The organism is Labilithrix luteola, from assembly GCF_001263205.1.
GTDB classification, from domain to species: domain Bacteria; phylum Myxococcota_A; class Polyangia; order Polyangiales; family Polyangiaceae; genus Labilithrix; species Labilithrix luteola.
Genome location: NZ_CP012333.1, coordinates 9,506,190 through 9,526,068 on the forward strand (window position 1 = coordinate 9,506,190; position 19,879 = coordinate 9,526,068).

18 protein-coding genes and 3 tRNA genes are annotated in these 19,879 nt (G+C 66.3%); 12 read left to right on the top strand and 9 right to left on the bottom strand.

Translation table 11 applies throughout. From position 1 onward, the window contains the following. Window positions 1-187 precede the first annotated feature (187 nt). The 8 genes from AKJ09_RS41160 to AKJ09_RS41195 all read left to right on the top strand — a co-directional run bounded on the left by AKJ09_RS41160 (window position 188) and on the right by AKJ09_RS41195 (window position 3,899). Window positions 188-258, top strand: a tRNA-Gln gene (locus AKJ09_RS41160). Between the two features lie 72 nt (window positions 259-330). After that, a tRNA-Glu gene (locus AKJ09_RS41165) sits at window positions 331-405 on the top strand. 119 nt (window positions 406-524) lie between these two features. After that, window positions 525-599: transfer RNA gene (locus AKJ09_RS41170), tRNA-Glu, on the top strand. Between the two features lie 177 nt (window positions 600-776). Then, complete coding sequence (locus AKJ09_RS41175; RefSeq protein ID WP_146653309.1) at window positions 777-1,829, top strand: DNA topoisomerase subunit B; 1,053 nt, start codon at window positions 777-779, stop codon at window positions 1,827-1,829. Window positions 1,830-1,892: 63 nt separating this feature from the next. Further along, a complete protein-coding gene (locus AKJ09_RS41180; protein ID WP_146653310.1) occupies window positions 1,893-2,321 on the top strand; it encodes a hypothetical protein in 429 nt (142 codons plus the stop codon). A gap of 19 nt (window positions 2,322-2,340) precedes the next feature. Continuing rightward, window positions 2,341-2,694, top strand: coding sequence for a glutaredoxin family protein (locus AKJ09_RS41185; protein WP_169928274.1), 354 nt, complete (start codon window positions 2,341-2,343; stop codon window positions 2,692-2,694). Window positions 2,695-2,746: 52 nt separating this feature from the next. After that, entirely contained in the window at window positions 2,747-3,271 is a 525-nt protein-coding gene (locus tag AKJ09_RS41190; protein ID WP_169928275.1) for a hypothetical protein, read from the top strand. 34 nt (window positions 3,272-3,305) lie between these two features. Continuing rightward, a complete protein-coding gene (locus AKJ09_RS41195) occupies window positions 3,306-3,899 on the top strand; it encodes a hypothetical protein (RefSeq protein ID WP_146653313.1) in 594 nt (197 codons plus the stop codon). A 61-nt stretch (window positions 3,900-3,960) separates the two neighbouring features. Here the strand turns inward: AKJ09_RS41195 and AKJ09_RS41200 are convergent, their stop codons facing one another. The 8 genes from AKJ09_RS41200 to AKJ09_RS41235 all read right to left on the bottom strand — a co-directional run bounded on the left by AKJ09_RS41200 (window position 3,961) and on the right by AKJ09_RS41235 (window position 11,416). After that, complete coding sequence (locus tag AKJ09_RS41200) at window positions 3,961-5,160, bottom strand: EAL domain-containing response regulator (RefSeq protein ID WP_169928276.1); 1,200 nt, start codon at window positions 5,158-5,160, stop codon at window positions 3,961-3,963. A 41-nt stretch (window positions 5,161-5,201) separates the two neighbouring features. Then, on the bottom strand, window positions 5,202-5,945 hold the full coding sequence (locus tag AKJ09_RS41205; protein ID WP_169928277.1) for a sensor histidine kinase: 744 nt from the start codon (window positions 5,943-5,945) through the stop codon (window positions 5,202-5,204). A gap of 202 nt (window positions 5,946-6,147) precedes the next feature. Then, window positions 6,148-6,393: a hypothetical protein gene (locus AKJ09_RS41210; RefSeq protein WP_146653316.1), complete on the bottom strand. Its 246-nt coding sequence runs from the start codon at window positions 6,391-6,393 to the stop codon at window positions 6,148-6,150. A 149-nt stretch (window positions 6,394-6,542) separates the two neighbouring features. Then, window positions 6,543-6,770 carry a hypothetical protein gene (locus AKJ09_RS41215; protein ID WP_146653317.1) on the bottom strand — a complete coding sequence of 76 codons (228 nt, stop codon included), beginning with the start codon at window positions 6,768-6,770 and terminating at the stop codon, window positions 6,543-6,545. A gap of 29 nt (window positions 6,771-6,799) precedes the next feature. Beyond that, the gene (locus tag AKJ09_RS41220; RefSeq protein WP_169928278.1) at window positions 6,800-7,885 is read right to left on the bottom strand and encodes an alpha/beta fold hydrolase; all 1,086 of its coding nucleotides are present in this window, start codon (window positions 7,883-7,885) and stop codon (window positions 6,800-6,802) included. Window positions 7,886-8,091: 206 nt separating this feature from the next. Beyond that, a complete protein-coding gene (locus tag AKJ09_RS41225) occupies window positions 8,092-8,496 on the bottom strand; it encodes a hypothetical protein (protein WP_146653319.1) in 405 nt (134 codons plus the stop codon). 311 nt (window positions 8,497-8,807) lie between these two features. Then, entirely contained in the window at window positions 8,808-10,469 is a 1,662-nt protein-coding gene (locus tag AKJ09_RS41230) for a sensor histidine kinase (protein WP_146653320.1), read from the bottom strand. 17 nt (window positions 10,470-10,486) lie between these two features. Then, window positions 10,487-11,416: a prolipoprotein diacylglyceryl transferase gene (locus AKJ09_RS41235; RefSeq protein WP_146653321.1), complete on the bottom strand. Its 930-nt coding sequence runs from the start codon at window positions 11,414-11,416 to the stop codon at window positions 10,487-10,489. Between the two features lie 92 nt (window positions 11,417-11,508). Here AKJ09_RS41235 and mtnP point away from each other — a divergent pair, with 92 nt between their 5' ends. The 4 genes from mtnP to AKJ09_RS41255 all read left to right on the top strand — a co-directional run bounded on the left by mtnP (window position 11,509) and on the right by AKJ09_RS41255 (window position 19,027). Next, a complete protein-coding gene (gene mtnP / locus AKJ09_RS41240) occupies window positions 11,509-12,363 on the top strand; it encodes an S-methyl-5'-thioadenosine phosphorylase (RefSeq protein ID WP_146653322.1) in 855 nt (284 codons plus the stop codon). Window positions 12,364-12,400: 37 nt separating this feature from the next. After that, window positions 12,401-13,333 carry a PfkB family carbohydrate kinase gene (locus tag AKJ09_RS41245; RefSeq protein WP_146653323.1) on the top strand — a complete coding sequence of 311 codons (933 nt, stop codon included), beginning with the start codon at window positions 12,401-12,403 and terminating at the stop codon, window positions 13,331-13,333. 38 nt (window positions 13,334-13,371) lie between these two features. After that, the gene (locus tag AKJ09_RS41250; protein WP_146653324.1) at window positions 13,372-14,514 is read left to right on the top strand and encodes a hypothetical protein; all 1,143 of its coding nucleotides are present in this window, start codon (window positions 13,372-13,374) and stop codon (window positions 14,512-14,514) included. Window positions 14,515-14,839: 325 nt separating this feature from the next. Further along, window positions 14,840-19,027, top strand: a complete 4,188-nt coding sequence (locus AKJ09_RS41255) for a hypothetical protein (RefSeq protein ID WP_146653325.1) — start codon at window positions 14,840-14,842, stop codon at window positions 19,025-19,027. A 481-nt stretch (window positions 19,028-19,508) separates the two neighbouring features. Here the strand turns inward: AKJ09_RS41255 and AKJ09_RS41260 are convergent, their stop codons facing one another. After that, a complete protein-coding gene (locus AKJ09_RS41260; RefSeq protein ID WP_146653326.1) occupies window positions 19,509-19,751 on the bottom strand; it encodes a hypothetical protein in 243 nt (80 codons plus the stop codon). Window positions 19,752-19,879 lie beyond the last annotated feature (128 nt).

Sequence of the window (19,879 nt, forward strand, 5' to 3'; positions counted from 1 at the left end):
ACCGAGCACGGAGGGCCAAACGCCGAGGGCCAAGCGCCGAACCGCACAATCGTAACGTCGTGCAATTCATTGTGTTGACAATGGATACGATGAAGCTATGGTGCGCGAGCCCTCGGCGCACTGGGTGAACAACCCAACGCCGGACCGGACCGTGATCCAGGAGTAATTTTCTGGGTTTGCGTGATGGTGGGGGATCGTCTAATGGCAGGACGACGGATTCTGGCTCCGTCTATCTAGGTTCGAATCCTAGTCCCCCAGCTAGAGCTTCTCGGAGCTCTAACTTAGCCAGTCTCGATACACTCTTAGTTCCTACTTCTTCTTATGTTTAGAGGCCCCATCGTCTAGCGGTTAGGACATCGGCCTCTCACGCCGGTAACGCGGGTTCGATTCCCGCTGGGGTCGCCATCCTGGAAACAGGAGCGAACGTGAGAACTGAGCCTCGGAGTCTTTTGACTCTGGGGCTCTTTGCTTTTTGTGTGTAGGCGGATGCAGCTGCATCCGTACGCGGCGGCTGTCTTCGGACTGGCCCCATCGTCTAGCGGTTAGGACATCGGCCTCTCACGCCGGTAACGCGGGTTCGATTCCCGCTGGGGTCGCCACCCTGGAAACAGGAGCGAACGTGAGAACTGAGCCTCGGAGTTTTTTGACTCCGGGGCTCTTTGCTTTTGTCGTCCCGTGCACGGGCGCGTCGGCGAGACGTTCCGTGGCCAAACCGCCAGCGAGGTTGGGCCGCGCGCATGGGACCCCTCGGGTGAGCTTCGTCATACAATCGAAGGGTGTCCGAACGCTGGACTGCTGAGAAGTTCGCCGAGTCTTTCGCGCGTCGCCCTGGCATGTTCCTCGGTGGGGAGGTTTCGCCGGACGGTCTCGTCGAATGGTGCTTCGAGGACCTCCGTCGAGCCGGCGTCAGGGAACTCGGGATGGAGGTCGGCGAACGCGGACGCATCACTCTTCGGGCAAAGCCGGGAGAGCCGCTGACCGCCTGGGCCCGCGAGTGGCAGGCGGCCCTCGCCGACCCCCGTGGCACACGAGTTGTCCACACTGACTCGTTGCAGGTGCTGCGACTCGCCTCGACCGAGCTCGAGGCGCGGTGGAGCGATGACGAGATGTGCGTCATGTTCCACGCGGATCCAGCGCGCTTTCCGGAGCCGCTGGCGGCGCATGCGTTGATCGGCGTCGCTGCCGACCTCACAACCGCGTATCCCGGGCTTTGCGCCTTCGTTCGCGATCTCACACTCGGACTCGACACGAACCTCGTCTACCGCCGCGGGGTGCTGGACCGGCTGCTCGAAGTAGCCACGCGTTCGAAGCTGAACCATCCACCGCTGCGGTTTCAGTCGACGACCGGTGAGGTTCGATTCGATCTGGCCTTCGCTTGGCGCCCAGGACCTGGCCTCCAACTGGTCGCGCTCGTGAACGGAAAGCGAACCCCCAACGGAGGGACGCACGTGCGCGGTTTCTGGGAAGGCATCGCCGCCGCCATCGAGAAACGGCTCCCGACGCGCGACGCTCGGCGGCGCCTGCTCACGGAACGCGAGGTGCCCCGCAACGCCGTTCTCGTGATCTCCGTCCACCTCGACGACCCTCGGTACGGGCCCGCCACGCGCGATTGTCTTCACGACGTCCGCGCGCTCGAGATCATCCGCAGCGATGTGGAGGAAGCGTTCGGCGCCTGGCTAGAGCGTGAATGGCCCGGGGTGAGTCCGCCGTGGCAACTCCTCGGTGGCTTCCACGACAGCGAACCGTGGCAGCGAACGTACGCCGAGATGCTGTCGAAGCCGGCAGAGACGCCCTTCCCCGATCCCTATCTTCACCGCGACGACGAGTGACGAGATAGCGGCCTCGGCGGAACGAGTTGGCGCACCTTGCCGCCGAGCGCTAGCGTAACGCCGGTGGCGGAGAACGGCGACGAGCGCGTAACGGGCCCATCGCTGTTCGAACGCGCAAAGTCCTGGGGCGCGACGGTCGCTGCGGTCCTTGTCGTCACGAACATCGTCGTTGCGGCTGCCTGGTTCGTCTACATGTACCTGGTCCCGACGCCGGCGCGCGAGCAGCTGGCGACGACCCACGGCGACCTCGTCGGTATCTGGAGCGGGGCCTCGTTCAGACTCGAGATTCGTCCCGACGGGACTGTCAGCGTGAACAAAGACCTCACGCACTACGGTGGCAAGATCTGGCGTTTCCACGAGCGAGACTTCTCGCTCTGGGTGTTTCCGGTGTTCCCCGCGCACTTCCACATCGATGCGATGCCCGAACGGCGCGCCTCTGGAGAGGAGTGGCTCGTCGTCGACGGCTACCATCTCCAACGCGCGCGCCTGTGACTGCGCTATGCTTCGGGACGTGAGGATTGTCCGCGCCATCGTCGTGTCGGCCGCTGTTGCTCTCGCCACCGTCGTCTCGACCGTTTCGACGAGCGCCAGTGCCGGAGTCTCCTCGCTGACGTCTTCGCCCGTCACGATCTACGGCGCCAAGTGGTGTAGTGCGTGCCGTTCGCTCGAGAGCGGACTCATCGCCAAGAAGATCTCCTTCGAGGTGATCGACGTCGACGACAACCCTGCCGCTTTCGCCCGCGCACGGGCCGCGTCGGGCACGGGCGGCGCAATCCCCCTCACGAACGTCACGCGAAACGACAAGACGGTGTGGGTCCTCGGCGCCGACGTCGAGGCGGTCGACCGGGCCTTGCGCGACGAGTGAGGCCTCTGCACGTCTCGAGGGCAGGCCGATGTCGTCGCCCGTAGGCAGGCCGATGTCCCATCGATTGCCGGTTCGCTGTCTACTGGCCATAGCTGTGGTCGGATGTTCTCGTCCGGCGGCGCCTCCGAATTCTGCTTCGGCGAGCGCGTTCGTCTTCGATCAGGAGCAGGGCCTGCAGTCGTCGCCTCCATCGCTCGAAGCTGATGTCGAGTTGCCGTCCGGCGTCAGCGATTTCGAGCTCGCGCTTCGTTGTCGTGCTGAAGGCAAACCGTGCTGGCGTGCCGTCGTCATGGTCTCGCTCGTGGTCGATCGGGAGAGCGCGCCCGCGCTGAAGCTCGCTTGGCGTGATCACCCCGAGACGAATGCCAGCGTCGTCGATTCATGCGCGGCTGGCGCGTGCACCATCCGCCTTTCGAGCGAATGGTTCGAACGGCTCGAAGACGCTCGGCGGCTCGGCGAGGGCAAGAACCCACCGATCGATGGAAACGGGCGAGCGCATTTCGTCGGGCGTATCGACAACGCAGGAAAGCCGCTCCGGGCGCATCTCAGCGCTCAGGTCTTTCAATGGCTCGAGTGAGTGAGACCGCCCGAAAAGCGGATAGCATCGCGCCATGACCTGCGCACCGCCCACGTTGCTGCCCGCCCCTGTCGAGCTCGAGCGGACGTGCAAAGGTCTCGCGGCGCTCGACGCGATCATGTCCGCGGACTGGGAGTTTAGGTACTACTCGTTCAACCACGCCTGGAACGAGGCCGGCACCGAGCGTATGGCCTCGATGCGCAACGGTTCGGGCGACCAGTGGTTCATCGTGTTCGCGCCGACCGGCGTGTTCGTCAAGGCCTTCTGGCACGAGTATCCGCGGGAAAACAGCGATGCCATCTACGCCGGGCTGCCCACGACGCTCGCCCCGCATTTGAACGAGCCAGCATTCTCGATGAACGACATCACGTTCGGCGGCTGGCACGATGGCACGGCGTGGACTCTGCGTGGCAACGGGGCGCCCATGGCCAGAGAGCTCGCGATCCTGAGCGGCGATCCCGAGGTCTATCGCGCGTACGCTGGCGCCTATTTCGAGGTGCAGCTTCCTCTCGATGCGATCGCACACGTGCTCGCCGGCAAGCTCCTCGATGACCCGCTCGTTGCGCGCCTCTCGACCGAGCGGACCTTGGCGGAGCTCGAAGAAGACCTCGCAGAGATCGCTTACTGACGACACCACGACGCCGCGTTTCTACGCGGTGAGGATCGGCCCTATCCCGCTCCCCGCACGATCAGACCAGCGGGGTGGCCGCGGGCGAATCGGCGGGCTTGCCGAGGTAGTAACCTTGCAGCAGATCGCAGCCGAGATCGCCGATGCAGGCGAGCTCTTCGCGCGTCTCGATGCCCTCCGCGACGACGCGCATGGACATCTCTCGGCAGAGACGGATCATCGACTGGACGACGCGCTGCTTCGTTGCCGACTGTCCGATGTTGCGCACGAGGGACATGTCGAGCTTCACGACTTCGGGCTCGAGGGTGGTGAATGTCGTGAGGCCCGCGTAGCCCGCGCCGAGATCGTCGACGGCGATGCGGTAGCCGAGATCACGCAGGCGGCGTGCGCGGCTCGGGATGTCGCTGAGCGACTCGAGCGACGCGCGCTCGGTGATCTCGAGAACCACGCGGCGGGCGTATTCGCCCAGGGGCGCGTCGCCCGCGTAGAGCTCCGGATCGGTCAGCTCGTGCGCGTGCAAGTTTACGAAGAGCGAGATGTCCGGCGACGGCAAGAGCCGGAACGCCCGGGCGGCGAGCAGCCGGATCTGCCGACCGAGATGATGCACGGCGTCGAGGCGCTCGGCGGCGTCGAGAACGGCTCCGGGATCGGGGAGCGAAGGCTCGCTCGAGCGAAGGAGCATCTCGTACGCCACGATCTTGCGCTGCCGCGCGTCGATGATGGGCTGGAACGCGAGCCGCAAGCTCTCGACGGCGCGATCGAAGCGGACGCTGAGCCCTGCCCTGTCGCCGATGTGGCGCGATCCCTCGTTGACCGTGGCGAGAGCTTCCCGCTTCGCACGGGCGAGCTGCCCGAGCGTGAGAGCGCGGCCGACGGCGGCCTGCAGCTGGTCGAGCGGGACCGGCTTGGCCAGATACTGCAGCGCTCCGAGCTCGACGGCCTGCGTCGCCGTCTCGATCGTCGGGTTCCCCGTCATGAGAATCACCGGGACGTCCAGATCGTAGACGCGCACGAGGCGAAGCAGGTCGACCCCCGTGGCTCCCGGCAGCGTGATGTCGCTGAGCACGACGTCGAACGACTTCGTCGTCAAAGCTTCGCTTGCCACCGCCCCGTCCGGAGCGTGCGTGACATCGAACCCGGCTTGCGTGAGGACACGCGAGATGACCCTCGCGAGGCTCGCTTCGTCTTCCACGAGCAGGAGCCTCGGAGTCAGGGTCTGATCCCCCGGGATCGAACGGAGGGACTTGGTCGGGTGTTCCATCAGGTCCTCTTGCGCCATCCTCGAACCGTCTCGCTCACGCGTCAAACGCTGGGCGCACAGCCGAGCGTGAAATAGAAGGTCGCACCTTTCCCAAGGCAGCCCTCGCCCCAAACACGTCCCCCGTGGCGGCGCACGATCTGCTCGACCGTCGCGAGGCCGAGCCCCGTTCCGGGAAACTCGTCGGACGAGGGCAGCCGTTGGAACGCCGCGAAGAGGTCGCCCGCCTCGGCGGGATCGAAGCCGACGCCGTCATCGCTGACGAAGTAGGCCGTTTCGTTCGTCGCCGTCGGGTCGTACGTGCGGCCGACCTCGATACGAGCACGTTCGCGCTTGGCCGTGAACTTCCACGCGTTGCCGAGCAGGTTCTCGAAGACGACGGGAAGGAGCGAGGCATCGGCGTGGACGAGGATGCCCTCCTCGATCACCACCTCGACATGGCGCGTCGGATCGGCCGCTTTGAGTCGGTCCGCGATGCGCCTTGCCACGCACGAGAGATCCACTTCGGAGCGTCGCGCGTCGCCCTTGGCTCGCTTGGTGATGTCCACGAGGTTCTCGACGAGCCGGTCCATCGTCTGTGCCGCCTCGGCGATGCGGTCCAAATAGCGTCGCCCGTCCGCGTCGAGCTTGTCGATGTGTTCTTCGCGAAGAATACGACTGAACCCGTCGATGACGCGCAGGGGGGCACGCAGCTCGTGAGACAGCGCTCGCGTCAGGGCTTCGAGATCGTCCGAAGGCCCTTCGCGACGTTCCAGCATGTCTTCGAGCGCGAGCGTGGACCGGCTCATCGGCTCATCGTGCTTCATAGCTCCCTCCCCCAGCGCATGCGGCGCGCCCCCACGCGATCGCACGTCGATCCAAACGCTACGTCTTTCTGCGAATCAATCGCAATTCCCCCTAGGGGGGTTGACAGACTCGCGCGAATCCGCGCGCCTCGTCAGATCGACGCGACGCGACGCTGGCGACGACGCCACGCGACCGTCAATCAGTTCAGTAGAGAAGTGGCCGTGCGACGAGGAGCGCCACGCCCCTCGTGTATGCAACGGCGTCCGTGCACGCCATGCACGAGCCAGGAATCACGCTCGCGACCCACTGGATATCCACCTCGGGCCACCCCATGTGCAGGGCTGCGCGCCGAAGGACGTCTTCCACGTCGGACACCGGGGCTTGCGTCAGGTTGTCCGGCAGTTCGTAGTGACCAAGGCTCTCGATGCTGTACGTCAGGTCAGGCCTCAACTTGATCCCCCCAACGCACCTCTATAGCTTGAACTCGACGTTCGTCCATGAGCCTGCTTGCCGCAGTGGCTTTCGATGCCTGCGGCTCGGCGGTCACGTGATCTCTGTCGCCGCCTCATCGCACGCTCACGTTCGCTTTTTCCGGAGCGTCACCGCTCGCGGAGCAGGCGCGTGTCGATGCGATCGTCGTCGGTCTCTTCAGCGCCTCGTTCTTTGATCCGCTCGGCGGGAGCGCGATCATCGGCGGCCCCCTCCTCGGCCTCCTCGACCTCCCCCGCCCGTTCGAGCTCGCCGCCTTCGGGTTTCGGGTTCTCGGGCGGCGTCGCAGCGCGGGGCATGGGGCGAAGAAAGAGCAGAAAGCTCAGATCCATCGACATGGCGCGCTCCTTTCTCCTCGAAAACCTCTTCAAGCGTGGCGATGGCTCGCCGAACCACGGGGACGGTAACCTTCGAACGGACGCCCCACCCGCTCGCCTCGGATAACGCGGAGCTGGGGCTTGACCGAGAGCGTCGCGTAGAAGGCGCGGAGTGCACTCGCGGTCTCGAACGGTTGCTCGACGTGCGGCAGGGCGTGGGCGCCCTCGATGCGAACCCGGGCGAACCGCGAATTCCGCAAGACGAGGGCGTCGATGACGGCCGGTGGGCAGGTCGGATGGTCGCCATGCACGAAGAGCGCATGGACCCCGAGCACGTCGTAGACGTCGTTCACGACGGCCGGGTCGTAGAGCGCGCCGGTCATCGCCGCGAGGATCGTGAAGCGAGCACTCGGTTGATGCGAGACGGCGTGCGTGTAGCGAACGAGCTCTTCGGCGGCTCGCCCTCGCGTCGCGCGGCCGAGCTGGGCGCGGAGAACCGGCTTCGCCGTCGCGGCACGATGCAGCGCTGCACCGAGGAACGGGACATCGAGTGCCTTCGCCGCGAGCTCACGCGCATGGACGAGCGCCGCGCGTGTGAGGCTCGGCGGACCGTCGAACCCCGTGGGCGCAATGACCGAGAGCGAACGGACGAGACGTGCTTTCCGTTGGACCGCCCGCCCTGCGAGCTCGCCGGTCAATCCGATGGCAATGACGTCGACCGTCGAACCGTAGCGACGCGAGACGTCCGCCAGGATGTCCTCGATGAAGTGGACGTACTGCTCGCGGGTAAACGGCTCGCTCCGCTTCTCGGAGAAGCCATAGCCCGGGAGGTCGAACGCGAGCACCGGGCGTTCGCTACGAAATGCCTCGAAAAGGCCACGAACCTCATAGGCCGAGCTCGTCGGAGCCGCTCCGTGGAGGAGCACGAGCGGCGGTCCCGAAGCGCCGTCGTCTTCGTAGTAGCTGATGCGTCCGACGCTCGACGCGAGCACTCGTCGAGGCGCCGCGATCGCGTGCGGGAGCACCGGATGAGCGAGCACACGCCCCGCGGCCCAGGCGACGGGAGCAGCCACGGCCGCTGCCAGCGAGAGTGCAACCGCGCGTGCGGCGCTACGAGGTCGACGGCGAGTTCGCATGACGGGCATCCTCGACCGATGCCAAAAGCAAGCGGCGTTCCGCACTTTTCGACCGCTCCGAATCGCCACGCTGCCGAACGCCCCGACCGTCCCACTCGCGCTTGCCGTGCGGCTGCGCCTCACGAGGGCAGAACGCCTCGACGGCGAGCTCCGTCATGCGCTCGCGCTGATCTGTGGCCCGCGCGCCGAGGCGGGCGCTTCTGCGCTCACCAATACCAGGGAGGCGGTTCGGCTTGCGCGACGCCCGGACGCTCGACCTCGACGCGCGTGCGACCGACGAGGTGGTGGCTCCGTCGCGGATAGGCATCGTGGAGTCGCAGCTCGAAGGTGCCCTCGGCGGCGGCCGGAACGACGACTTCGGTGGCGCCGTCGTCGACGATCACGCGATCGACCACGAATCCTTCGGGGCTCGAAGGAGGCACGAGGGTGACCCAGACCTGGTCCATCCCGCGCGAGACGACAGGAGCGTCGAACCGAACGACGACGCTCTCGCCGGCGTGCGGCTTGGTCGGCGCGGTCGCCATTCGTGGCGCACCGCCGCGACAGCCGCTGCCCGCGACGAAGGAGATCCCGAGAAGGAGAACCAGCGGCGCAAGGGCTCGCATGGGCATCGCCCTCAGACGAGCATGTCGCGTGCCCGTCAGGGACTTTCGGGACGGCTCCGCCTCATCTGTCGCATGCGATGCGCCGAGCACTCACCGTGTTCATGGCCGTCTGCTCGTCGGCAAATGACCTGTTGCTCGGTCGGAAACCCGAGACCGCAGTGCGAACAGCGCACGACGGTCTCGCCGCATCGCGAACAGACGAGTCGGTTGTTAGGAAATGCGACGTCCTCACGCTCGGACATGGTGCCCCCCTCTTAATGGCCTTGCACGGGGGATTCCGTGAAAAATCTTCGCGTACGCTGGTCGAAATTTTTGTCTCAGGATGACTCGTACTCGCGCACGATCTCGGGGGAAGACGCCGTAGCGAGGTCCGGGAGGGACCCGGCCGGCTCGCTCGAAGAGACCGGTTCCTCGCGCGAATCGCGAGGCAGCACGACATTGAAGACGGTTCCGTCCCCTTCGGCCGACGTTGCCGCCACCTCTCCTCCATGGGCGACCGCGATTTCGCGCACGATGTAGAGCCCCAGGCCCAGACCGGGGGCGCTCGCGCGCGTTCCCCGACGAAATGGCTCGAACAGTTGGTCGAGCATCTCGGCTGGAATCGGTGGACCACCGTTGGCCACACGGAGGACGACCGCGAACGGAGCTTCCCCGAACACCTCGATGCGCATCCATTCTTGTCCGTGCGTCAATGCGTTGCCGATCAAGTTCGCCAGCATCTGAGCGACGCGGTGGGCGTCCCAATAGCCACTCAAGTCGCCCCGGGCGGTGAGCTCGATAGCCCTCTCGGGGTGTGCGACCTTGGCTTCCTCGACGAGGCGCTCGCAAACGTCACGGAGATCGAGGTTCTCGAGCACCAGCGAGATGCCGCTGAGGCGGGTTCGGGCGAAGTCGAGAAGGTCTTCGACGAGCAGCGACATGCGCTTCGTGGCGCGATCGATCACGTCGGCGAGGCGGCGCGCCGACGGGTCTTCGTTCTGCAAGAGGAGCCGCGCCGCCCCAGCCACGGTGCTGAGTGGACCCCGCAGATCGTGCCCGACGATGGCGAGGAGGTGCTCGCGAAGCTCGCCACGCTCCCGGATCGCGCGGTCCTCGGCTTCGATGCGCATGCGGTCGGTCTCCGCGCGGCGTATCTCGGCGACCGCCGCTCCGAGCGTAAGCGTCGTCGCCGAGAGACACGCCGAGGCGACGAGCACGAGACCGACGTGGACGCGCGCGGCATCGATCGTCGGCAGGTCGACCCCGGCATGAGCCACGAGGCCACCGAAGAACACGAGCACCACGACGCTCACGGAGGCGCCTCGCGGGCCGAGCCGGAGCGCGACCCACATGAGGATCGGCATGACGAGCGCCAAGGCGGGAAATGGCGCCCACACGACCAGCCCGCCGATCGTCAAACCGAGCGCCCACACCGCGAAGAGCTCGACGCGCGAGACGCGGAGGTTCTTCGTGCGCTTGCTGCCGAGCGTCAGCACCGCGGGGGCCAGCGCCATGATTCCGGTCGCTTCGTACGTCGCCCACGAGCGCCACGCTTCCATCGCGCCCGAGACGTGGATGCGGCCGGAGACGAGGAAGATTCCTACGCTGGCGGTGGCCGAGAGAGCCGCGGAGGCGCAGGCGCCGCAAGCGAGCAGCGCCATGACGTCACGAACACGTTCGAGGTGAGGCCGCACGCCGAGACGACGGAGCACCAGGCACCCGAACGCGACCTCGGCGGCGTTCACCAAGCCGAGCGCCATCGCCCCTCCGACGGACATCCCGCCAAGCCAACCCGCAAGCGTTGCGCCGACGAACGCGACGGAGACGAACTCGAGGCCCCAGACGTAGGCGACGCCCATCACGAAGCCGGCCGCCGGCCACAGTAGAGGAAGGTCGCCGACCGGCTCGACCAGGCGCCCGACCATTGCGAGCGCGACGTACATCGCCAAGGTGCCGACGATTGCGAAGGCTCGCAACGCCGGCACTGCCAACCCCCTCATGTGAGGCTTCGTATACCCTAAGCGGCGCGGGGGGAACGGTTTCGATTGCGCGTTCTGTGAATGAGAGCGGCGGCGACGAGAAGTCCCAGACCGATGAGTTGAGACGTCGAGAGCCCGACGGCGCCGCCACGCGCGTCACGTCGAAGGATCTCCACGAGAAAGCGAGCCACGGCGTAGAGCGCCAGCGACGCCGCGAAGACCTGCCCGTCATAGCGTTTGCGCGGCAAAAGCCAGAAAAGACAGAACGCGGCGATGCCCAGCGAAGCGGCCGATTCGTAAATCTGTGTAGGGTGCACCGGAAGGCTCCACATACGAAGACTTCCGAGGAGATGCTCCTTCACCTGGGCTTCGGTCGCCGGGCTTCGGGGCGGAAACGAGAGGCCCCAAGGCAGGTCCGTGGTGGCGCCAAAACAACAGCCCGCCAGCAGGCAGCCCATGCGCCCGAAGGCCAGGCCCATGGGGATCGCGAAGCCGGCCATATCGGCGGCTTTCCAGAACGGAAACTTGTCACGCCTCAGAAGGAAGACCGCGGCGGCGGTCGCTCCGAGGAAACCGCCGTAGTACGTCAGCCCGCCGGCCCAGAACTTCGCCCAAGCGAAGCAATCGGCGTTCTTCGGATGGCACACGCCCTTCGCCGCGTCCCAAACGCCATCGTAGGCCGAGGACAAGCATTCCGCGCGCTCGAGCGGCCAGTCGACCTGGGCCGGATCCGTGCAGAGATGCACGTAGTCCCAGAAGTAGCCGTCCGCGAAGACGTGCAGAAGGCGTGAACCGACGACGCCCGCCAGCAGCATCGCGAGGCCGAGGTCGACGATGGCGTCGGGGTTCATTCCGATCCGCCGCGCCCAAAGCACGCCGAGGGCGGTCGCGAAGAGGAAGCCCGAAAGCAGAAGCACGAAGTACGACGGAAAGCCGACGTCGAAGAGGCGAAAGAGCTCCGGGCGCATGAGGCGACACGCATCTTAGCGCGAACGGGCACCGGGCCGGGCACCGCCTTCGTGCTGGGGTCTGCCGCACGTAAGCGCTAGCCTCCCGGCCCATGAGCTACACCCTCGGCGTCCTCGGCGGCAGCGGTCTCTACGAAATGGAGGGCCTCGGCGGCGTGACCGAGATCGCCGTCGACACCCCCTACGGCAAGCCGAGCGACGTCCTCGTCAAAGGAACGCTCGCCAACGGCACGACGCTCCTCTTTCTGCCCCGTCACGGGCGCGGTCACCGCATCCCCCCGCACCAGATCAACTACCGCGCGAACCTCTGCGCCCTCAAAAAGGCCGGCGCCACGCACGTCGTCAGCATCAGCGCCGTCGGATCGATGAAGGAGGAGATCGAGCCCGGTCACCTCGTGGTCCCCGACCAGTTCATCGATCTCACCAAGCGGCGGATCTCCACGTTCTTCGAGGACGGTGTCGCGGGGCACGTGCCCTTTGCCGACCCCGTCTGCAGCCTCCTCGCCGAGCCGCTCCTCGCGGCGGCCGGGCGGGCTGGTGCGCGCGTTCACCAGGGCGGAACCTACGTGTGCATGGAAGGCCCGCAATTTTCGACGCGGGCGGAAAGCCGTCTGTACCGCACGTGGGGCGTGTCGGTGATCGGCATGACGGCCATGCCGGAGGCCAAGCTCGCCCGGGAAGCGGAGCTGCCGTATGCAACGCTCGCGCTCGCGACCGACTACGACTGCTGGCACGAGGGCCACGACGACGTAACCGTCGAAGCCATCATCGCCACCATGAAGAACAACGTCGCTCTCGCGAAGAAGGCGCTCGTCGAGCTCTCGTCCACCCTGCCCGACCCGACGAAGAGCATCGCGTACCGTGCTTCGCGGGGCGCCATCATGACGGCGTCTTCCGCCCTGAGCGACGAGGCCCGTGCCCGGCTCGGATGGCTACTCGAGGGGTGACAGATCCCGGTATTGAAGTGCTAGTGTCCGGGCTCGCATGAACCGAAGCCCTGTCCTCATCGTTGGCTCGCTCGCATACGACGACCTGGAGATGCCCTCGGGCACCTTCGAGAACGTGCTCGGAGGAGCAGCCACGTACTCGTCCATCGCTGCCTCCCTCCTCACGCCCGTCCGCGTCGTCGGCGTCGTGGGCAACGATTTCCCGGAATCGGTCCTCGACGACCTGCGCAAGCGCGGCGTGGACACGGCGGGCGTGGAGCGCGCGGACGGCAAGACCTTCCGTTGGCGCGGCCGTTACTCGGCCGACCTCTCGAGCCGTACCACGCTCGACACGCAGCTGAATGTCTTCGCCGACTTCCGTCCGAAGATCCCGGCCGAGTTCAAGGCGTCGCCCTTCGTTCTCCTCGGCAACATCCACCCCGCGTTGCAGCTCGAAGTGCTCGCCCAGGTGGAGAAGCCCCAGCTCGTCGTGGCCGACACGATGAACTTCTGGATCAACGGTGAGCCGAAGCTCCTCGGCGAGGTCCTCAAGAAGGTCGACCTCCTCGTCATCAACGACGAAGAAGCGCGCGATCTCTCGGGCATCCACAACCTCGTGAAGGCCGCGGCGGACATCCGCAAGCGTGGTCCCAAGCACCTCATCATCAAGCGCGGCGAGCACGGCGCGCTCTTCTTCGATGACGCCGGCATGTTCTTCGCGCCGGGCTACCCGCTCGAAGAGGTGGTCGACCCCACCGGCGCCGGCGACTCGTTCGCAGGCGGCCTCGTCGGCTACATCGCGCGCGTGGGCAACCTCGCTCACCCGACGATGCGCCGTGCGATCTACTTCGGCTCGGCGCTCGGCTCGTTCTGCGTCGAGGGGATCGGTCCGCGTCGTCTTCTCGACGTCTCGCCCGGCGACCTTCGCACGCGCATGGATCAGTTCATGGCATTGGTGGAGACCGGCGGCCGCGTCGAGCTGCCGGAGTGAGAACGACACTGTGAGCGTGACATCGTGAGATTGACGTCGTGAGCGTGGGGGCCCGTCTCGCACGGAAGCTGTCATTGGGGATCGCCACCGCCGCGGTGGCGTCCTTCATCGCCCTCGCCTGCGAGGACGACCCGCATCGCCGAACCTCGCCCGAGCAAGCGCTCGAGGCGAGCGGCGGCGCGTGCGAAGCGGCTCCGGGAAAGCTCCCGGAAGCCACGTGTGACAACTCCGAAAAGGTGTGCACGGGCTCTGGTGGCTGCACGATCGACGAAGCCCGGTGCGGGAGCGCGTCCACGTGTCTCCCCATCGGGGACAACAAGAGCAAAGACGTCCTCGACTTCCGGATTCGGCGGCTGAACATCGCCGCCCCCGCGGCCCTTGCGGCGGATTTCATCCAGAACACCGTCGTCACGCTCAACATCGACATGAACGAGAAGAGCTGCGGCGAGGTCGGCAAGGGCCTCTTCTCGTGGCTTTTGCGCGTCGACAAGAGCTCGAACACGCTCATCACGGGCGGCGCGCCTCCGCCCACCGACGCGTTCGGCAAAGGCTACTGCTTCGCGAACTTCGAGCTTGGGGCGAACAAGGTCGAGCCGCTCCACACCAAGATCGAGTTCTCCGGGAACACCTTCCGTTCCCTCGAGAAGGCGCCGCTCAAGATTCCGATCTTCCTGTCGCCCGAGGTGGCGAGCGTCATCCTGCTCCCCCTCACCGACGTCATCATCGAGAACGTCACGATCTCGGACGACGGCAACTGCATCGGTGGCTTCAATCCGACGGCGCTCGACCCGGCCTGCTTCGACGATCACTCGCTCTGCTCGAAGTGGAATACCTCGGGCTCGCTCGGCGGATACATCACGCTCGAAGAGGCGGATTCGGTCCTCATCCGCGACATCGGCAACAAGTCGCTCTGCTCCTTCCTTGCTGCGGAGACGGCGCTCAAGTGCCCCCGCGATGCGAACGGGAAGATCGTGTTCCAGGGTGACTTCTGCTCGGTCGACAAGCAGCCCGGAGGCTGCGGCGACAGCGTGTGGCTCGCGGCAACGTTCGCAGCGAGTGCTGCGAAGATCTTCGACGGCCAAGGAACGGCCGGCTGCTCCGGAGAGAGCACGCGAACGGATGCGGGCGCTGACGCCGGTGACACGAAGGATGCCGGAAGCGACGCGGGCGACGGCGGCTAGCCCAAGGCCCACGGTCGGCAGCGCCAAAACACCTATTTGAGACTCGCTTTCTCCGCGTTTTTCGCCATTGTGCGCGCCGTTCGGCACGCGTGTGCATCGCTTTCGCGAGACGCAGCGCGTCACGGGTGGTGGCCGAACGAGTTCCTGTCACACTAGGGATAGTGGGCAACAGCGGGCTGCACCGGCCAATGATGATTGGTCATCATGCGCCACTATCGGGGCAGTCCGTTTCGAGCGAACCCTTCGTGAAGAATGCGTGACGCACCTTCGAGAGGGCCTCGTTCGATGTAGCTTCCCGACCGCGACGACGACGAGGAGAGTCTCCATGCTTTCACGCTTCCGCCACGTGCTTGGCGCTGTCTCGGTCCTCTTGATCGCCTCGTGCAGCGGCGGAGGCTGCTCGTCGGGCTGCAGCAGCTGCGGCGGGAGCACGCCCCTGCCCGGCGGCTTTCCGAAGGACAAGGCGATCACGAACGCCGCCTCGGTCCGCCTCTCGCGCCCCGGCCTCGACTTCATCGAGCAGAATCTCGGAGGCGTCGCGGCGTCTCTGGTGAATGGCGGCGGCGGAACGTTCTCGGTCGACATCCCGAACATTGATCCGCCGAAGACGTCGATCGGTCTCGGCACTTCGATCGATCCGAACATCTGCCCGGACGGGCCGAAGCCGACCGCTACGCCTCCGCAGTGCCACGCCGAGGTCGGCCTCGCCAACGCGACGTTCAAGATCGACGCGGTGAAGCCGAACACGGTCTCGGTCCATGCGGTCGTGCCGCTGAAGGTCGACGACACCCCCGTCGTTGCCACCGTAGAACCCCCCGTGGGCAGTTTCGATATCACGCTGCACATCGGCTACGGCGACGGCGATTGCGTCGACGGAGCTCCGCAGGTCAAGCCGCACGCGCTGCCTCTCGCGATCACCTTGCCGCTCATCGCCGAGACGAGCTCACCGCGCGACGGCTACACGAAGGTCGACGTCGACAACGCTGTCATCAATCTCGACGGCCTCACCTCGGACGACGTGAAGGTCTGCGCGAAGTGCAGCTTCGCCACGAGCGTGTGCGACGCCGTCCTGAACTCGAGCTTCGTGAAGGGGCTCATCGTCGATCCGCTGAAGAACAGCCTCGAAGGTCAGGTGCGCTCGCTCCTCTCCGAGCAGCTCTGCACCGCGCCGAACCCCACGCTCAACCCGCCCTGCCCGAGCAAGACGGCGCCCGACAGCACGGGCAAGAAGTGCGTGTTCGACGACGACAAGACCAAGTGCGTCGCAACGCTGCTCGGCACAGACGCTCACGTGGACCTCGGTGGCCTCCTTGCCAGCTTCTCGCCCGGCACCGCCGGAGGTCTGGACTTCGGGCTCGCGGCCGCCGGTGACATGCAGCCCCTGCCGGGACTCGGCGCGGACGGCACGGGCCACACGAAGAACGGCATCACGCTCGGCATGATTGGCGGTGTGCTCCCGCAGCCGCCGTCGAAGTGTGTGCCCCAGGCGAACGTCACCGTTCCCACGAACATTCCGATCCCCGACGAGCTCGCGCCGACGCAGGCCGATCCGGCGGACGCGTCGCACCTGGGGATCGCGCTCGCGGGCCGCTTCCTCGATTACTCGCTCACGAGTGTCTACAACAGCGGCCTCCTTTGCCTCGGCGTGTCGACCGAACAAGTCGACATGCTCAAGGCCGGGCTCCTCAGCATCATCATCCCCTCGATCAAGAACCTGACGTTCGAACGCGGTGATGCGGCTGCGGCGATCGCCACGCGCCCGCAGGCGCCTCCGTCGCTCAAGCTCGGTGCAGGAACACAGGCCGACCCGCTCCTTACGGTGTCGCTCCCGAAGTTCGCCGTCGACTTCTACATCTGGCACCTCGATCGCTTCGTCCGAGCCTTCACCTTCCAGGCCGACCTCACCGTGCCGGTGAACCTCGAGACCGCGAAAGATCCGGTCAAGAACCCGAACGGCGGGCTCGTTCCGACCATCGGTGACATCGGCGTGGCGAACGGCGCGGTCACGAACAACGACCTGCTCCTCGACGACCCCAAGCTCGTCGCCAGCGCCCTCTCGGGTCTCCTCGGCGGCCTCGGCAAGCAGCTCGTCGGCGGCGGCATCTCGCCGATCGACCTCTCGAGTGCGCTCTCGTCGTTCGGCCTCGGGCTCCAGATCGACGGCATCAAGAAGCTCACGAAGGGCAACGACGACTTCCTCGGTCTCTTCGCCAAACTCTCGAAGACCGCGGGCACGGCGACGGTCGAAGCCGACACGTTCGCTCGCCTCGTTTCGAAGACGGTCCACCCCGAGAGCATGCAGCTCACCACCTACTCGCGCGATGCTCTGCCCGAGCTCGTCGTCGAAGCGAGCTCGCCGCTCGAGAACGATGGCACGCACGCGGTCGAGTACTCGTGGGCGATCGACCGCGGAACGCGTTCGCCGTGGTCGCGCGACAAGCACATCGTCATCAAGGACGACCAGCTCTTCTTGCAGGGCAAACACGTGCTGAAGGTCTCGGCGCGCGTCGCCGACGAGCCGCTCACCGAAGACGCGACGCCTGCCGAGATCCCCTTCGTGATCGACGCGCTCGCTCCGTTCGTCGCGATCGAGAAGGTCGATCGTTCGGCGAAGATCGACGCCTGGGACCTCGTCAGCGAGGTGGGGTCTCTCGTGGGCCGGTACCGCCTCGACGGGCAGCCCTTTGGAGAATTCCGGCCGATCGCGGAGATGGCGCAGATCGACGTCGGTGGTGCGGCCGAGATCGACGTCGAGGTGAAGGACGAGGAAGGCAACGTCCGCTCCGTCAAGCAGGCGCTCGTCCGAGGGCGCGGCGACAGCTCGCTCGGATCGGCCTCGAGCTGCGGTTGCTCCACGCCAGGCCGCACCTCGACCGACGGCAACACGCTCGCCCTCGCGCTCGGCATCGGCGGCCTGGCGCTCGTTGGCCTCCGCCGCTGGTCACGCCGCTCGCAACGCGCGAGCGACGCGGTGCGCACGTTCGGTGCTTCCTCGCGCACCGCAGCCCTCGCGCTCGGCACGGTTGGCGTCGTAGCCGCCACGAGCCAGGGGTGCTCCTGCGGTAGCGAAGAAAAGAGCGCCACGGGCTGCGGAGCCGACTGCAACCAAGCATGCCTCGATGGCTTCTCGCAGGGCATGCCCGGCGCGTACACGTCGGTCGCAAAGGCCGCCGACGGATCCATCTGGGTCGCCGGCTACAACGATGCGCTCCTCGATCAGGGAGACAGCGAGCTGTGGGGCGACCTCGTCGTCGGCAAGTTCGACGCAGGCAAACAGCGCGTCGAGTGGCTCACGGTCGACGGATTGCCGAAGCGCACCGAAGGCTGTCCCGATCGCTCCCCTGCTTCGTGGCGACGCGGAGAATCGGACTCGGGCGACGACGTCGGGCTCTGGACCAGCATCCAGACGACCGGCGATGGCCACCCGATGGTGAGCTACTACGACGCCACCAACCATCGCTTGAAGTTCGCCACCGAAGACGCGAACGGTTGGAAGGCCTCGGTCCTCAAAGAAGTGAACGCCGGCGACGTCGGCCGCTACTCCAAGATGATCCTGGTCGACGGCAAGCCGGTCATCGCCTTCCTCCAGATCGAGCAAGGGACCGCCGGGCACACGCGCTCGAAGGTCGTGCTCGCAACGGCGAAGTCGGGCAACCCGAAGGAAGCTTCGGACTTCACCTTCACCGACGTCGCCGTCGAAGAAGAGAACCCGTGCCTCGGCAGCGTCGGCTGCGCTGGAAGCCAGGTGTGCATCAAGAGCACCGGCCTCTGCTCGGACAAGGTCTCGGGTTGCACGCCGGAGAAATGCGCGAGCGGCAAAGAGTGCGTCACCGTCGACGGCAAGGCGTCGTGCGAAGCCGTTCAGGGGACGATCGAGACCTACCCGAACGTCTTCGGTGGCTACATCTCGATCGCCAAGGGCCCGAGCGGGCTCGGCATCACCACCTATGATCGTGCGCACGGCAACCTCGTCGCCCTCGTCCAGAAAGGCAGCGCCTGGGATCGGGTCATCGTCGACGGCGAGACGGGAAGCCGGGCCGACAAGACGGCGATCGACACGGGTGACGTGGGGATCGCCTCGTCGCTCGCGATCGACTCCGCTGGAACGTGGCACATCAGCTACGTCAGCGGCCTCGACGAGAGCGTCCGCTACGTGACGCTCACCGACAGCAAGCCCAACCGTCCCGAGATCATCGACGACGGAAGCGCGGTCGGCGGCGCGACATTTCCGGACGGCAAGCACGTCGTCGGCGACGATTCGGTCATTCGTGTCGAGGGCGACGTCGTCACGATCTACTACCAGGACGCGAGCGTCGGCACGCTCCGCCGGGCCGTGGGCACGCTGAACGGCGCCACGCACAAGTGGGACCTGCGCGCGCTTCCCCAGCCCGACAAGTTCGCCGGCTTCTTCCCGCAGTTCATCCCCGGCGAGGACAAGGTCGCCAACTTCTGGCGTCAGACCGACCACGTCCAGGGCAGCGTCACGGGCGACGTGAGCATTCTCGCGCCCTGAGACGAAACGTCAGCCGCGGCGCCGAACGTCGTCGATCACACGTCGTTCGAGCGCCCGGAGCTCGGGATCGTCACCCACGATCGCGTCGTACTCCGAGAGCTTGACGCCCATCCGACCGGCTGCGAGTTCGAGCGCACGAAGCACGCCCTCGGGGTCGTTCCCGACGGATTGTGCGAGCGCATGAACTCCTCCGCTTTGCGCAGGATGGCGATGGCCTTGGCGCGATTCGCCACGAACGTCCTCTGCGCCTCGGAGGGATTCGGGTCGATCAGTTCGGAGCCGAGCGGCCGAGTCGGATCCTCGAACGAGCGGCCCGGCGGGCGATCATCCTGGAGCGGGACATTTCCGGACGGACTGGGGTGCCTCATACGACGTCCTCCTTGCCGGCGTGAACGGCACTGAACGTCAGCAAACGTCAGCAAGGAACGCGCCGCTTCGGCACGTGTTCATCGTGAGCTCGCGCCCTTCGCGGGCAAGGTGCTCAGGCAGCGACGTCAGCGATGGGGCGCATGGCGGGGCCGCTCGAACGCTCGCGCTCGGCGTTGACGACCTCGAGGAGCTCGGCCTTGCTCACGCACCCCAGTTCGAGGAGCGCGCGCATGTAGCCGTCCACGTAGCCGTGCGCGCGAGCGAGCTTGCCGTATGCCTCGCCCGACGCCTTCGCCGCGAAGACGTCCGCGAGCATCGTCCGGAGCTCGGTCAAAACCTCCGACTTCGATTTCATGCGTGGCCTCCTCGGAGCGACACCGATCGCCTCCGGCCATTTCCGCTATCGGATCGGGAGGATGGTGGCCAAGTTTTCGCGACCCCGAGCACAATGAATAGTGGTCGCCCGCGGGGCGTTCGGCTACA

What these genes read in the sequence shown, in the direction of transcription:
- AKJ09_RS41205 (WP_169928277.1), bottom strand. Translation starts at nt 5,945, where the DNA reads ATGAGCCGGTCCACGCTCGCGCTCGAAGACATGCTGGAACGTCGCGAA.
- AKJ09_RS41190 (WP_169928275.1), top strand. Translation starts at nt 2,747, where the DNA reads ATGTCCCATCGATTGCCGGTTCGCTGTCTACTGGCCATAGCTGTGGTC.
- AKJ09_RS41230 (WP_146653320.1), bottom strand. Translation starts at nt 10,469, where the DNA reads ATGAGGGGGTTGGCAGTGCCGGCGTTGCGAGCCTTCGCAATCGTCGGC.
- AKJ09_RS41235 (WP_146653321.1), bottom strand. Translation starts at nt 11,416, where the DNA reads ATGCGCCCGGAGCTCTTTCGCCTCTTCGACGTCGGCTTTCCGTCGTAC.
- AKJ09_RS41245 (WP_146653323.1), top strand. Translation starts at nt 12,401, where the DNA reads ATGAACCGAAGCCCTGTCCTCATCGTTGGCTCGCTCGCATACGACGAC.
- AKJ09_RS41215 (WP_146653317.1), bottom strand. Translation starts at nt 6,770, where the DNA reads ATGTCGATGGATCTGAGCTTTCTGCTCTTTCTTCGCCCCATGCCCCGC.
- AKJ09_RS41225 (WP_146653319.1), bottom strand. Translation starts at nt 8,496, where the DNA reads ATGCCCATGCGAGCCCTTGCGCCGCTGGTTCTCCTTCTCGGGATCTCC.
- mtnP (WP_146653322.1), top strand. Translation starts at nt 11,509, where the DNA reads ATGAGCTACACCCTCGGCGTCCTCGGCGGCAGCGGTCTCTACGAAATG.
- AKJ09_RS41260 (WP_146653326.1), bottom strand. Translation starts at nt 19,751, where the DNA reads ATGAAATCGAAGTCGGAGGTTTTGACCGAGCTCCGGACGATGCTCGCG.
- AKJ09_RS41220 (WP_169928278.1), bottom strand. Translation starts at nt 7,885, where the DNA reads ATGCGAACTCGCCGTCGACCTCGTAGCGCCGCACGCGCGGTTGCACTC.
- AKJ09_RS41195 (WP_146653313.1), top strand. Translation starts at nt 3,306, where the DNA reads ATGACCTGCGCACCGCCCACGTTGCTGCCCGCCCCTGTCGAGCTCGAG.
- AKJ09_RS41200 (WP_169928276.1), bottom strand. Translation starts at nt 5,160, where the DNA reads ATGGAACACCCGACCAAGTCCCTCCGTTCGATCCCGGGGGATCAGACC.
- AKJ09_RS41255 (WP_146653325.1), top strand. Translation starts at nt 14,840, where the DNA reads ATGCTTTCACGCTTCCGCCACGTGCTTGGCGCTGTCTCGGTCCTCTTG.